14 protein-coding genes are annotated in these 13,180 nt (G+C 74.1%); 5 read left to right on the forward strand and 9 right to left on the reverse strand.

Going from position 1 to position 13,180, the window contains the following annotated elements:
• The first annotated feature begins 27 nt into the window (after nucleotides 1-27).
• Complete coding sequence (locus AMOR_RS26345; protein WP_248355660.1) at nucleotides 28-1,020, forward strand: alpha/beta hydrolase family protein; 993 nt, start codon at nucleotides 28-30, stop codon at nucleotides 1,018-1,020.
• Between the two features lie 123 nt (nucleotides 1,021-1,143).
• Here AMOR_RS26345 and AMOR_RS26350 read toward each other — a convergent pair whose 3' ends face one another.
• The 9 genes from AMOR_RS26350 to AMOR_RS26390 all read right to left on the reverse strand — a co-directional run bounded on the left by AMOR_RS26350 (nucleotide 1,144) and on the right by AMOR_RS26390 (nucleotide 7,678).
• Nucleotides 1,144-1,389 (reverse strand): hypothetical protein, encoded by a 246-nt coding sequence (locus tag AMOR_RS26350; protein ID WP_248355662.1) that lies wholly within the window; start codon nucleotides 1,387-1,389, stop codon nucleotides 1,144-1,146.
• Between the two features lie 313 nt (nucleotides 1,390-1,702).
• Nucleotides 1,703-2,824: a hybrid sensor histidine kinase/response regulator gene (locus AMOR_RS26355; protein WP_248355663.1), complete on the reverse strand. Its 1,122-nt coding sequence runs from the start codon at nucleotides 2,822-2,824 to the stop codon at nucleotides 1,703-1,705.
• Nucleotides 2,821-3,543, reverse strand: a complete 723-nt coding sequence (locus tag AMOR_RS26360; protein ID WP_248355665.1) for a response regulator — start codon at nucleotides 3,541-3,543, stop codon at nucleotides 2,821-2,823. The genes AMOR_RS26355 and AMOR_RS26360 overlap by 4 nt, the downstream gene beginning before the upstream one ends.
• 11 nt (nucleotides 3,544-3,554) lie before the next feature.
• A complete protein-coding gene (locus AMOR_RS26365; RefSeq protein WP_248355666.1) occupies nucleotides 3,555-4,694 on the reverse strand; it encodes a sensor histidine kinase in 1,140 nt (379 codons plus the stop codon).
• A 71-nt stretch (nucleotides 4,695-4,765) separates the two neighbouring features.
• Entirely contained in the window at nucleotides 4,766-5,206 is a 441-nt protein-coding gene (locus AMOR_RS26370) for a CBS domain-containing protein (protein ID WP_248355668.1), read from the reverse strand.
• A gap of 78 nt (nucleotides 5,207-5,284) precedes the next feature.
• The gene (locus AMOR_RS26375) at nucleotides 5,285-5,707 is read right to left on the reverse strand and encodes a universal stress protein (RefSeq protein ID WP_248355670.1); all 423 of its coding nucleotides are present in this window, start codon (nucleotides 5,705-5,707) and stop codon (nucleotides 5,285-5,287) included.
• A 513-nt stretch (nucleotides 5,708-6,220) separates the two neighbouring features.
• Nucleotides 6,221-6,529, reverse strand: a complete 309-nt coding sequence (locus AMOR_RS26380; RefSeq protein ID WP_248355672.1) for an STAS domain-containing protein — start codon at nucleotides 6,527-6,529, stop codon at nucleotides 6,221-6,223.
• 240 nt (nucleotides 6,530-6,769) lie between these two features.
• Nucleotides 6,770-6,970: a twin-arginine translocase TatA/TatE family subunit gene (tatA, locus tag AMOR_RS26385; protein ID WP_248355673.1), complete on the reverse strand. Its 201-nt coding sequence runs from the start codon at nucleotides 6,968-6,970 to the stop codon at nucleotides 6,770-6,772.
• A gap of 51 nt (nucleotides 6,971-7,021) precedes the next feature.
• Complete coding sequence (locus tag AMOR_RS26390; RefSeq protein WP_248355674.1) at nucleotides 7,022-7,678, reverse strand: Crp/Fnr family transcriptional regulator; 657 nt, start codon at nucleotides 7,676-7,678, stop codon at nucleotides 7,022-7,024.
• Between the two features lie 181 nt (nucleotides 7,679-7,859).
• Between AMOR_RS26390 and AMOR_RS26395 the strand changes: the two genes are divergently transcribed.
• The 4 genes from AMOR_RS26395 (at nucleotide 7,860) to AMOR_RS26410 (ending at nucleotide 13,148) form a co-directional block, all read left to right on the forward strand.
• The gene (locus tag AMOR_RS26395; RefSeq protein ID WP_248355676.1) at nucleotides 7,860-9,029 is read left to right on the forward strand and encodes a molybdopterin molybdotransferase MoeA; all 1,170 of its coding nucleotides are present in this window, start codon (nucleotides 7,860-7,862) and stop codon (nucleotides 9,027-9,029) included.
• The gene (mobB, locus tag AMOR_RS26400) at nucleotides 9,002-9,916 is read left to right on the forward strand and encodes a molybdopterin-guanine dinucleotide biosynthesis protein B (RefSeq protein WP_248355677.1); all 915 of its coding nucleotides are present in this window, start codon (nucleotides 9,002-9,004) and stop codon (nucleotides 9,914-9,916) included. Before AMOR_RS26395 ends, mobB begins: the two co-directional genes overlap by 28 nt.
• Before the next feature lie 57 nt (nucleotides 9,917-9,973).
• Nucleotides 9,974-12,175 (forward strand): S9 family peptidase, encoded by a 2,202-nt coding sequence (locus AMOR_RS26405; protein ID WP_248355694.1) that lies wholly within the window; start codon nucleotides 9,974-9,976, stop codon nucleotides 12,173-12,175.
• A gap of 178 nt (nucleotides 12,176-12,353) precedes the next feature.
• The gene (locus tag AMOR_RS26410) at nucleotides 12,354-13,148 is read left to right on the forward strand and encodes a PilZ domain-containing protein (RefSeq protein ID WP_248355697.1); all 795 of its coding nucleotides are present in this window, start codon (nucleotides 12,354-12,356) and stop codon (nucleotides 13,146-13,148) included.
• The last annotated feature ends 32 nt before the right edge of the window (nucleotides 13,149-13,180 follow it).

The following is a 13,180-nucleotide window of genomic DNA, read 5'->3' on the forward strand; positions in this document are numbered from 1 at the left end:
CGGGGCGTAGTGCCCGCTCGGCGCCGATTGGCGGGAGCGCTCGCGCTGCTCCTCGCCGCCTCTTGCTCGGCGAGCCACGCCGTCGCTCCGGCCGCCCGGCAGGCGGCACCCCCGGACCGCAAGCCCGACGGCGCGATCCTCTCCCTGCGGCCGATCCTGATCACGGACCGGTCGGAGTATTACGCGCTCACCTACTGGAGCTCCGGGCTGCGGGTGAACGGGTTCCTGGGGTGCCCGCGGGACCGGACCGTACGGCACCCGGCCGTCGTCTGGAACCGAGGCGGGAACCGGAACTTCGGCGCGATGGACCCGCGCGAGCTGGTCGCCTACGTCGAGGCGGGCTACGTCGCGGTGGGTTCGCAGTACCGCGGCAACATGGGGAGCGAGGGCCGGGAAGCCTTCGGCGGCGACGACGTCGAGGACGTCCTCAACCTGGTGACACTGCTGAAGCAGTTCCCGGGGGTCGACGCCACGCGGATCGGGATGGTGGGCTACTCGCGCGGCGGGATGATGACCTACCGGGCGCTTCGCGAGGACGCCCGGCGTGCTCCGAGAGACATCCGCGTGGCGGCGACGGTCGGGGGGCTCGCCGATCTGGACGACCTCGACGAGCGCCCCGACATGCGCCCCGTGTATCAGGCGCTCATCGGGTGCCTGCCGTCCGAGTGTCGGGATGCCTACGTGGCGCGCTCCGCCGTCCGATGGGGCGGCGAGATGCAGGCGCCCTTGCTGCTCCTGCACGGCGAGGAGGACTGGCGAGTCTCCGTGGAACAGTCGCGGCGGCTCGCGGCGGCGATGCGAGCGGTGGGACGAACGGTGAAGTTGCAGACCTACCCTGGCGACGATCACGGCCTGTCGGCGCACGGCCGGGGCGTCCCCGACATCCTCGAGTGGCTCGGAGAGCACCTCGGCATGCCGCCCGAGAGCTACGCGCCGGAGCGGATCGATGCGGCGGTGCAGGCGGTGCTCGAGAAATGGCCGTGGCCCGCGGCCGAGGACGGAGGCGACGCGCCCGAGTGAGAGTTTCGCGTCGACGGCGCAGCGAAGCGAAGAGAGAGGGCTGGGCCAATGATTCATCACATCTCAGCCCTCCTCGCGTCCGCCGACCGAGTCCGCTCGGGCGCGAGGCGGCTTCCCTCCGACTCACGTCCGCCGAACCCGCTGATCGCGATGGGCGCGCCACGATGACCCCGCGGCGACGAGCCAGCAGACGATCGCCGTCCCGGCGAAACCGTCCACGAGGTCGCTGCGCGTGAGCGGAAGCCACCCGGACGCGAGTCCCGCGTGCGGGTCAGCGCCTGCCGCGAGCTCGCGTGTGACAACGTTGAGCCCGATGCATGCGGCGAAGGCGACCACGTAGAGGGTGATGATGACGGTCCTGTGGGCCATCGAGCCTCCTGGCGCACGATTCGTGGCTTCACGCAGGGTATCATCAGGCCGAGGGTGATCAAGCCGGGCAACGATTCTCATGGGGACTCTCCATTTCGAGCGGTGCAGCGCTCGTCGGCGCCCGCGTTCCCTCTCGCCGCGCACTGAGAGTCACTCGAACCTGCTCGCCTCGCGTTCACGCGGAGGAGGAGGAGGAGGAGGAGGAGGAGGAGGAGGAGCGGTCGTACTTACCGCACACGTTGGCGTGCGTCACGTCGGTGTCCGCGCGGGGAGAGGGGAGGGGGGAATGGCGGCGAGATCCGAGCGCGGATCCCTACCTCACCCTCGGCAACCTCAGCACGAACCGCCCTCCGCCCTCCGGGCTCTCCTCTGCCGTGATCGTTCCCCCGTGCTGGGTCACGATCGCGTGCACGATCGACAGCCCGAGCCCCGACCCCTTCGCCTTCGTGGTGAAGAACGGCTCGAAGATCCGGTCGCGCGCGTCCGCCGGCACGCCCGGCCCGTCGTCGTCGACCACGATGTCCACCATCGGGGGCGCCTCGGGGCGATCGGCGTCGGGCGGCACGGCGCGGCAGGACACGCGCACGAGGCCGCCCTCGGGCACCGCCTCGAGCGCGTTCAGGCACAGGTTCACGAGCACCTGGCGCAGCCGCTCCTCGTCGCCGGCGATGGGCGCGACCGGCTCGAGGTCGCGCTCGAGCGCGACGCTCCGGCGCTCCGCCTCGCCGCCGAGGAGGTCGAGCACCTTCGCGACCACCGGCACGACCTCGATGGCCTTCGGCACGAACTCGCGCGGGCGGGCGAACTGGAGGAAATCCTCGAGGATGTGATCGAGCCGGCGGATCTCGTCCTTCACCAGCGTGAGCGGCTCGAGGAGCGCCGGCTGGCTCGCGCCGGCGAGCTTCTGGATGCGGCGCTCGAGGACGGTCAGCTGGAGCGCGGCGGCGTTCAGGGGGTTCCGGATCTCGTGGGAGAGGCCGGCCGTCATCGTGCCGACCGCGGCGAGCTTCTCGACCATCTGGGCGCGCCGCGCGAGCTCCCGCTTCTCGCCGTGGAGCCGCACCTGGCGCATCGCCTGCTCGACCGTGACGAGCAGCTCCTGCGTCGCGCACGGCTTCACGAGGTACGCGCACGCGCCGGCGCGGACGGCGGCGACGGCGGACTCGAGCGTCGCGAAGCCGGTGAGGAGGACCACCTCGCCGTCGGGCGACAGCTCCTTGAGGCGCGGCGCGAGGGCGGTGCCGTCGCCGTCCGGGAGCTTCAGGTCCACGAGCGCCACGTCGAACCCGCCCGCCGCGAGGCGCAGGGCGGCCTCGCACGAGCCCGCGCCGCCGACCGCGTACCCGGCGGCCTCCAGGATCTCCGACAGGTTCTCGACGAGGCTCGCGTTGTCGTCGACGACGAGCACGCGCGGGCGCTTCGCGGTGTCCTTCATGCCGAGGCCCCGGCGGCGGCCCCGGGCTGCGACGCGTGCAGCCGCTCCACGGCCGCGAGCAGCGACGGCGTGTCGAACGGCTTCGAGAAGTAGGCCTCGTGCGGCAGCGGCGGGACCTCGTGGTACGCGGTGACGACGATCATCGGCAGGCCAGGATACTTCAGGGCGAGCCTGCGCATCGCCTCGCCGTCGGGACCGCCCGGGACCCGGAGATCGACGAGCGCGCAGAAGGGCCGGACGGGGCCGAGCCGCTCGGTCTGGAGCACGGACGCGGCGGTCACGGCGGCGAAGCCCTTCGTGCGGAGCGCCTCGCACAGATTGTCCGAGAGGCGATCGTCGTCCTCGACGACGACGACGAGGCCGTCGCGGCGGGCCGCCGAGAGCAGCTCGAGGATGCGCCCGGCCGCGACCGGCTTCTGCAGGACCGCGAGGAGCCCCTCCCGCCGCGCCGCCTCGAGCGCGTCGTCGCCGACGTGGGCGGTGATCACCATCGCCGCGGCGCCCGGGTCGACCCGCCGGATCTCGTGGACGAGCTCCGCGCCGCCCATGAGCGGCATGCGCATGTCGGTGAGGACCGCGTCGAAGGTCGTCGTGCGGGCGAGGGCGAGGGCTTCCTCGCCGTTCGCGGCGATGGCGACCTGGTCGCCTCCGTCGCTCAGGATCTCGGCGAGGTTCTCGGCGAACTCCACGTTGTCGTCCACGATCAGGTAGCGGCGCATGACGGGTCTCTTCACGCGGGGAGGCGGACCGTGAAGCGGGCGCCGCCGCCCGGCCGGTCGGAGTAATCGACCGTCCCGCCGTGGCGCTCGGCGATGCGCTTCACGAGGGCGAGCCCGAGCCCGACCCCCTTGTCCTTGGTGGTGATGAGGGGCTCGAAGAGGCGGAGGCGCGTCGCCGCGTCGACGCCCGGTCCGGTGTCGTCGACGTCGACCTCGACGGTGCCGTCCGCGCGGCGGCCGCGGACGGTGACCGCGCCCTCCGGGGACGCCGCGAAGACGGCGTTCTCGATCAGGTTCACGAACACCTGGCGGAGCTGGACGGGGTCGCCGTCCACGGCCGGGAGCGCCTCCAGCCCCTCGAGCGACACGGCGACGGCGGGCGGGCGGCTCACCGCGTCGGCGGCGCCGGTCACCACCTCGGAGAGCGACACCGGCTCCTTCGCGAGCGGGCGGTTGCGGATCATGTCGAGCAGGTTGCTGATGATCCCGTTCGCGACGTTGAGCTGCTCGCCGATGCGGTCCACGTGCTTCCTCGCGCGCTCGTCGTCGCCGATCCGGCCGCGCAGGATGTAGAGCGACGTCTCGATGACGCCGAGCGGGTTCCGCAGGTCGTGCCCGATCGACGCGACGAGCTGGCCGAACGTCGAGAGCCGCTCCGCGCGCGCCGCCTGCGCGAGCAGGTCCTCCCGGTAGGTGTGGAGCATGATCGCGAGCTCGAGGTCGAGGATCTTGCCGAGGGCGTTCCGGACGCGCTCGAGCGCGGGCGGGTCCGCGTGGAAGCCCTCCCAGGCGACGCGCATCAGCTCGGTCCGGATCACGTTCATCGCGCCGAACATGTAGTGCTGCGGAAGCCCGATCCGGACGTGGACGCGGCCGATCCGGAAGCGGTTCGCCCAGTAGGCCTCGTCCCACGGGCCGGAGAGGAGGCTGTCCATCCACGCGACGAGCGTCACCTTGAGGTGCCCGACGCGGCTCTCGCCGCCGACGAGCGCCTTCCGCGCCTCGTCGTGGGAGAGGATCCGGTCGTAGAAGACCTCCGAGATCCGGTCGAGGTCCCGGCGGGCATGGACGTGCAGGGCGTGGAGCGCCTGCTCGTCGACCGCGTCGAACCGCACGTATCGCTTGAGCTCGTCGAACACGGTCTCCGGCATGCGTCCCCGGATCTAGGGGGGCGCTCCCGCCCGGTCAACGCACGATGAGGCAGGGGGCCGCTCGCTGCACCTCAGGCGTCGCCCTGCCGCTCCCGGACGCGCACCGCCTCGGCCACGAGATCGAGGTCGCGCACCACGTCCGCGGCGAACCGGACGAAGTCGGCCTCGGTGACGATCCCGACGAGCTTCCCCTCGTCGTCGGCGACGGGGAGGCAGCCGTACTTCCGCTCGAGCATGAGCCGCGCGGCATGGGCCAGGCTCGAGGTCGCGCGCACGCAGACGGGATCCGGCGTCATCACGTCGCGGACCGGCAGATCGCGCGCCGCCGTCTTGGCGGACTGGCTGGAGCGGAGGACGTCACGGTGCGTGAGGAGGCCGACCACGCGCCCGTCGCGCACCACGGGGAGGTGCCGGATCCCGCCGAGCCGGAGCAGCGACTCCGCGAGCGCGACGTCGTCGCTCTCGCGGACGGTCACGAGGTCCTTGGTCATGAAGTCGGCGACGGCGATCATCGAGCCCTCCCGCGCGGCCCCCGGTCGGGAAGCGGTCGACCCGATTCTACACCGCCGATCGCGCGCCGCGGGCGACCGTCAGTGGACGACGAGGACCGGCTTCGGGCTGATGTGGACGAGCCGGTCGGAGACGCTGCCGAGGAACATGCGCGCCACCGCGCCGTGCCCGCGCGACCCGATCACGACCATCCCCACGTCTCCGGAGGCGGCCTCCTCGGCGATGGCCTCGGCCGGAGACCCGTAGAGGACGGTCCGCCCGATCTCCAGCTCCGGCTTCTGCAGCGCCGTGACCGCCTTGTCGAGGAGCGCGTCGGCATACGCGCGGTGCTCCTTCTCGACCTCGGCGATGGTGAGCCCGTAGACGTCCGGAGGAAGGAGCAGCCGCGGGACGACGTGCACGAGCGTGAGCTTGGCGCCGAACCGCACGGCGATGTCCACGGCCATCCGCGCGGCCTTCAGCGCGGACTCGGAGCCGTCGACCGCCACGAGGATACGCTTCATGTGAGTCCCCCCCCGCGCGCGCCGGGCCGGTCAGCGCGCCGGCGCGCGCGAAGCAAGCTGGCGGGACGCGTTCGTGCGACCAGGCTGCGCGCGAGCCCTGGCCTCTTCACCCGCCCCCGCCGTCCCGCGTCTCCAGACTCGCCCGGGCCAGCCGCCAGGGCGAGTCGCGAGACCGCGGGGCCGCTCCGGCACTGCGCCCTCCCGGGCGGGGCTCGAGCGAGCGTCCCGATCGAACGAGACGCATCCCTGGCTCGAGGAGGAGCATGGCGTGGGCCAACCACGGCGGCGGCGGTTGCCGGTAAGGGTCGTACAGCGGCGGATTCCCGGAAATGCCGTGTTCTCGCATGAGTACGAGGCATGCCGCCGTGCCGCGCTGCGTGGCGCGACCGGGGGAGGCGTGCGCGGGTCCGGGCGGAAGTGGGAGACGCGGCGCACGAACCGCGCCGGAGATCGTGGAATGAATCCACGTACGGTGAATGGCAGCCGGCCCGGCCGTCGGTCGACGGCCGCCGATCAGGCATGCCCCTCGCGCGCGTCCATCGGGACCCCGAGATACCCGAGCAGCCGCTTCTCGTGCCACCGGACGCCGTGCAGCGCGATCCGACACCCCGCGTGGACCAGGTCACGCGCGAGCTGGCCGAGCGCCGCCGCGTGGCAGTCCCGGACGGCGTGGAAGTCGATCTCCACCTCCGTGCCGGGCTCCGAGCTCTCGATGAGCTCGTGCAGTCGACGGGCGTCCTCCGCCCGGAACGTCGGGCCGAGCTCGATGACGAGCCGCCCCACGCCATGATCGAACGCGGGCCCTGCGATCTCGATGCCCATCCGCGCCCTCCGGCCGGTGTTTACCGGAGGAAATAGAAAAATCGTGCCCGGTAAGGGCTACTCACTCATGCGGGGCGCGGGGCGCGTGCAAGCCTCCGGCGGCACAGGCGCTCGGGCCCACGGATGGCAACGGATGACGACGCGTGTCGAGGGAGCAAGCTCGCACCGGCTGCGGCATGCCGCGCGGCGAGCTGCAAGCGCTGCGGGGAAGGAGGGGAGGGCGCGGACGCGCCCCCCGGATCAGGCCTGCTTCGAGCTGTCCGTCGTCGACGTCTTGGCGCTCGCGGCCTTGTCCTCGTCCGCGCTGTCGCCCATCGCCTTCTTGAAGCTGCGGATCCCCTGACCGAGGCCGGCGCCGAGCTGCGGAAGCTTGTTCGCCCCGAACAGCACGACGACGATGAGGAGGATGATGATCAGCTCTGGCATGCCGAGCCTGGGCATAGTGTCCTTTCCTTCTGCTCGAAGACTCGAGCGGCCTTCACATAACAAGAATCAGGCCGCGTTGTCTTCCATGGCGATGGCGGCAAGACGCCGGTGATCCAGCACGCGCACGCCGCGCGAAGCGTCCACGACACCGTCCTTCTCGAGCTTGGTCAGGCAGCGCGACAGCGTTTCGGGGCGCATCCCGAGAAGTCGGGCGACCACCTGCTTCCGGACCGCGTTCGGCCGATCGGCGAGGAAGCGGGCGTGGGCGAGCGCGAAGCGCGCGACGCGGGACAGGCAGTCCCCCTGTCGCCAGTTCACCTCGTCGCGCTGCTGCCGGCTCTCCGTGAGGAGGAGATCCAGCACCACGCGGGCGGCGCTCTTCTCCGGGCCTACCCACTGGGAGAGGGCGTCACCGCTGATCCCGCAGATCTTCACGCGGGAGAGCGCCCGGACCTCGAAGGGCGACGGCTCCGTCTGGAGCGCCTCGGTGCAGAGCAGGCAGGAGGGGCCGCGGAGCGACAGGAGCAGCTCGGAGCCGCGCGGCGACACGGCCGAGAGCGCGACGAAGCCTTCCTTGATGAAGTAGACGGTCCGGGGGCGCTCACCCTGGGCGCAGATGGTCGCCCCGGATTCCCGGCTCGTCGGGGTGAGGCGGCAGCGGCCCTGCGACGCGAGGCCGAGGGAGCATGCGTTGCAGTCCGTCACCGGCGCGTTCGAGAGCACACGTCCTCCACGAGTGGAGCAGCTTGATCGGCGTCTGTTTGCAGGAGCTAGGCCCGCGGAGATGCGGGGGTTTACGGCATCCCGCCTGCATCCCTTGCGCTTTGGCCTCGATCAATCCGTAAGCTGCGCAGGTTTTGCGGTTCGCGGGCGGCGCTCGAGGCTGCATGGCATAGTGCGTGCGATGGACCGGCTCCTGCGCATCCGCGCCGAAATCCTCGCCACGATCCAGCCGCTTCCCGCCGAACAGGTCACCGCCGGCGCGGCCCGGGGCCGATGGCTCGCCGCCGCCGCCCTCGCCCGCGTCGCGTCCCCACCCCACACCTGCGCGGCCATGGACGGCTACGCGGTCCGCGCAGCCGACGTCACCGGCGCGGCCATCCTCCCGGTCCGGCAGACCGTCTACGCCGGGGACGTCCCGGCCGAGCCGCTCGCGGCGGGCGAGGCGGCGCGGATCTTCACCGGCGCGACGCTCCCGGCCGGCGCAGATGCCGTCGTCCGGGAGGAGGTCACGCGGGAGGAGCACGGGCGGGTCCAGTTCCGCGACGCGGCCCGCCCGGGCGAGAACGTCCGCAGGGCCGGCGAGGACGTCGAGGCGGGCGGTGTCGCGCTCCCCGCCGGGGTGCGGGTGGGCGCGCGCCAGGCGGCGCTGCTCGCCGCGGTGGGCGTCACCGCGGTGTCGGTGCGAGCGCGGCCGCGGGTCGCGGTGATCTCCACCGGCGACGAGGTCGTGTCGGGTCGCACGCCGGACTCGAACGGCCCGGCCATCGCCGCGCTCGTGTCTGCGCTCGGCGGCGAGCCGTTGCGCCGGAGCGCGGGAGATCGGCTCGAGGCCGTCGAGGCGGCGATCGCCGCGGCCCTCCGCGAGTCGGACGCGGTGCTGACCATCGGCGGCGTGTCGATCGGGGTCCGGGACCTCGTCCCCGCCGCCCTCGAGCGGCTCGGCGCCGACGTCCGCGTCCACGGCGTGCCGATGAAGCCCGGCAAGCCGTTCCTGTTCGCGCGCGCCGCGGAGCGGCCGGTGCTGGGGCTCCCCGGGAGCCCATCCGCGTGCCTCGTCGCGTTCGAGGTGTTCGCGCGGCCGGCGCTGCTCGCGCTCGCGGGCGCCGCGCGCACGGGCCGCCGCGCCGTGCCGCTGCGGCTCGCCGAGGCCACGGCGGGGAAGCCGGGGCGGGCGCGGCTCCTGTGGGCGGCGGTGGAGCCGGACGGGCGCGTCCGCCCGGTGGGGCGGGACGCGGCCCAGGTGCGGGGGCCCGCCCTCGCCGACGCGCTCGTGTGCCTGCCGTCCGGCGCGGGCGACCTGCCGGAGGGCGCGGAGGTGACGACGTGGCTGCTCGACGACGACGCGGGCTAGCCCCCATCGTCGCGGTTTCCGGCCCGAGCGGCGTCGGGAAGACGCGCCTGCTGGCGCGCCTCGTCGCCCACCTCGCGGCGCGCGGTGTCCGGGTCGGGATCCTGAAGCACACCGGACACCCGCACGCGCTCGACGCGCCCGGCAAGGACACCGACGTGCTCCGGCGCGCCGGCGCGGTCGCCGCGGCGATCGAGGGACCCTCCGAGATGGCGTACTTCGGTCCCGCGCTGGGCGGCGCCCGCGCCCTCGCGCGGATGCTGCCGCCGGTCGACCTCGTGCTCGCGGAGGGCTGGAAGCGCGAGCCGCTGCCGCGGGTGGAGGTGCACCGCGCGCGGGTCGCGCGGGCGTTCCTCTGCGCGACCGACCGGCGCGTGTTCGCCGTCGTCACGGACGCGCCACCCCCGCGCCCGCTCCCCACCTTCGGCGCCGACGACGTGGCGCCGCTCGCGGAGCTCCTCTGCGCCCGGTTCGGGATCGCAACTCCACGACGGGGGCCGTCGCGCTTGCGGGTGACACCGCCCGTGAGCAGCGTTCCCGCGGAGGGAAGCGAGCGCACGATCGCGCTCGGGAGACGATCGGACATGGCGAAGACGACGAACCGTCGGACCGGCAAGGCGAGCGGCGCGCGTGTCAGCCGCCGCGGGAGCCGCACGGGATCCCGCAGCGCGGCTGGCCGCAAGGGCGGGACCGCGACGCTCCGGACGCGCGGCCCGGAGTTCTACTCGGAGATCGGCAGGAAGGGCGGGAAGAGCCGCGGCGCGTCCGCGAAGCGGCCGCGCTCCAGCGGTTCGCGGTCCACCGGCGCACGGTCGGGATCGCGGTCGACCCGCCGCGGCGGGGCTCGCTCCGGCGCGCGGCGCTCGTCGCGCCGCTCGACGTCGCGGTAGCCGCGCCAGCGGCCGGGCGCGGGGCGGGTGCGGCGGGGGCGTGGTAGAACGCCCCGTATGCCGCTCCCGCTCCTCGCGCTCCTCGCCGCGGCCTCGGCCCCGGCGGTCACGGCTCCCGGCGCGCCGCTCGATCCCTTCCTCGTGGCGTGGGCCGAGACCCGCGGGTACCGCGCGGGCCGGCCCTCCGCGGTGCAGCTCACACCGGACGGCCGTGCGGCGCTCTTCCTCCGCTCGGGGCCGCGGGGGCGCGTGCAGGCGCTCCACGAGACCGACCTCGCGACGGGCGCCACGCGGGAGCTCGCCGGCGGCGAGGGCTCGGCGCCCTCGCCCGACGAGGCGGCGCGGCTCGAGCGCGAGCGGATCCAGGCGCGCGGCATCACGCACTTCCGGCTCTCGCCCGACGGCGCGCGGGTCCTGTACGTGCTGGGCGGCCAGCTGCACGTCCTCGAGCGCGCCGGCGGCAAGGACGCGGTGCTCGCGGAGGCCGCGGGCGCCCTCGACCCGCGCTTCTCGCCCGACGGGAAGGCGATCGCGTTCGTGAAGGATCGCGATCTCCACGTCCTCGACCTCGCGTCCGGGAAGGCGCGGCGCCTCACGCAGGCGCGGACCCCCGAGATCTCGAACGGCCTCGCGGAGTTCGTGGCGCAGGAGGAGATGGGCCGCGACGCGGGATACTGGTGGTCGCCCGACGGCCGGCTCCTCGCCTACGCCGAGGTCGACGAGGCGCCGGTCGAGAAGCGGACGCTCTGCGATCCGGCGTTTCCGGCCCGGCCGTGCCCCACGCTCGCTTACCCGCGAGCCGGGACGCCGAACGCGGTGGTGCGCCTCTTCGTGGTCCCCGCGGCGGGCGGGAAGCCGGTGCAGGTCCGGTGGGACGCGGCGCGGTTCCCGTACGTCGCGGCGGTTCGATGGGACGACGGCGGACCCCTCGCCGTCCTGGTCCAGGAGCGCGCTCAGCACGTCGAGCAGCTCCTCGCGGCGGACCCGCGCACCGGCGAGACGCGGCTGCTCCTCGAAGAGCGCGATCTCGCGTGGCTGAACCTCTGGGCGGGGATGCCCCGGTTCCTGAAGGACGGCCGGTTCTGGTGGGTGACGGAGCGGAACGGCGGGCCGGAGGTCGAGCTGCGGGGCCGGGACGGTGCGCGCCTCGAGACGGCGGTGCCGCGAGAGACCGGGTATGCGGACGCCGGCGGCCTCGACGGCGACGCGCTCGTGTTCGTCGCGGCGCCCGATCCGACGCGCGAGGAGGTCTGGCGCGTCCGGCCCGGCGAGGCGCCGGAGCGGCTCGCGCTGGGCGACGGCGCGCCGGCGCTCCACGCGCTCGTCCTCCCGGAGCGGGGCGGCGGCGTCGTCGCCGACACGACGACGTCGCTCCGCCGCCTGCCGCGGACGGCGGTGTACGACGCGCGCGGCCAGAAGCTCGCCGACCTGCCGTCGGTCGCCGAGGAGCCGTACGCCGTGCCGACCACGGAGCTCCGGAAGGTGGGGCCGGGGGATGGGCTCTGGACGGCGGTGCTCCGGCCGCGCGCCCTCGGTGCGGTCGAGAAGCTGCCGGTCGTGGTCGAGGTGTACGGCGGCCCCGGCCACCTGATGGTGCAGCCGCGGCCGCTCCTCGCCGAGCAGTGGCTCGCGGACCAGGGCTTCCTCGTCGTGCTCGTGGACGGGCGCGGTACGCCCCGGCGGGGCCGCGCCTTCGAGCGCGCGATCCGGGGCGACTTCTCCGGCGCGCCGCTCGCGGACCAGGTCGCCGCGCTCCAGGCGCTCGCGGCGGAGCTGCCGGCGCTCGATCTCTCGCGCGTCGGCATCACCGGGTGGTCGTTCGGCGGGTACCTGTCGGCGCTCGCGGTGCTCGCGCGGCCGGACGTGTTCCGCGCCGCGGCCGCGGGCGCGCCGGTGGTCGACTGGCGCGAGTACGACACGCACTACACCGAGCGCTACCTCGGGATCCCGCCGGCGGACGCCGCGGCTTACGAGCACAGCGGGCTGCTCCCGCTGGCGCCGGGGCTCTCCCGGCCGCTGCTCCTCCTGCACGGCACCGCCGACGACAACGTGTACCTCTCCCACTCGCTCGCGCTCGCCGACGCGCTCTTCCGCGCCGGCCGCCCGTTCCAGCTCGTGCCGATCGCGGGCGCCACCCACATGACCCCCGATCCGCTCACGCAGGCACGCCGCTGGCAGCTCACGGCGGCCTTCTTCGCCGACGCGCTCGGGGCCGTCCGGCCGGGGCCGCAGGGGCCGCAGGCGTCGCTCGCACACTGAGCGGTCCGCGGGGTCGCGATCCGACGGTGCGCGCCGGGTCTCCCGACCCGGGCGCGCCGCGCAGGTGCTTTCCTCGTCCCCGCCTCACGGGACCGCTGCCGCATCCCCGTGTCACGGGACTGCCGCCGCCGCGCTCTAACCGGTAACGCTGGGTGCGCGCCGAAGCGCGGGGGGAGAGATGCCGGAGATTCTGGTCGGTTGTGCGCCGGGGATCGGGCTCAAGTACGCATCCGCGACGGACGTCCGTCGCGATCGCCTCGCCGACGAGCGCCACGGCGTCCTCGTCCGCACGAAGCTCCGGCTCGCCGTCGGCGATCGGACGCCCGTCACGATCGAGCTCGAGAAGGAGCGGATCGCGATCCAGGCGACCGGCGAGATCCGCTGGGTGACGCCGCTCGTGAACGGCGCGCTCGCCGGCATCGCGCTCGTCCCGGCATCGCATCGCGACGGCGTGCAGCTCGACCTCGTCTTCGGCGTTCGCTCCGCGGGACCCGCACCGGAGCGCGCGGTGCCGCCCCCCGCCCCGATCGCGGCGGCCGCGGCGGCCGCGCTCGCGCCCGGCGCCGTCCAGCGGCAGGCCGTCCCGGAGGCGGTCCCGCCGCTCTCGGTGGCGATGCTCCAGCCGAACCCGGTGCTCCGGCAGGCGCTGGTGGCGGCGCTGGGGCGGTTCGGCCGCGAGAAGGGGCCGTGGGACGTCTCGGTCCAGGCGACCGCCGAACCCGACGCCTTCATCGAGGCGCTCTCCGCCGAGCCGCGGGGCCTCGCCATCATCGACTGCGATCCGCTGGGCGCCGCCGTCGATCCGCTCGTCGCCGCGATCCGGAGCCACCGCGCCTGGGAGCGGCTGCCGCTGATCCTCCTCTCCTCGGACGGCCGGTCGCGCCTCGAGGACGGCTACGCCGTCTTCGTGCGGAAGCCGTTCGAGGTGAAGTCGTTCGTGAACCTCGCCGGCATCCTCGTCGCCCGGGCCTGACGCCGAGGGCCGGACGGGATGCGTTCGAGGTG

The sequence above is a fragment of the Anaeromyxobacter oryzae genome (genome assembly GCF_023169945.1).
Lineage (GTDB): Bacteria > Myxococcota > Myxococcia > Myxococcales > Anaeromyxobacteraceae > Anaeromyxobacter > Anaeromyxobacter oryzae.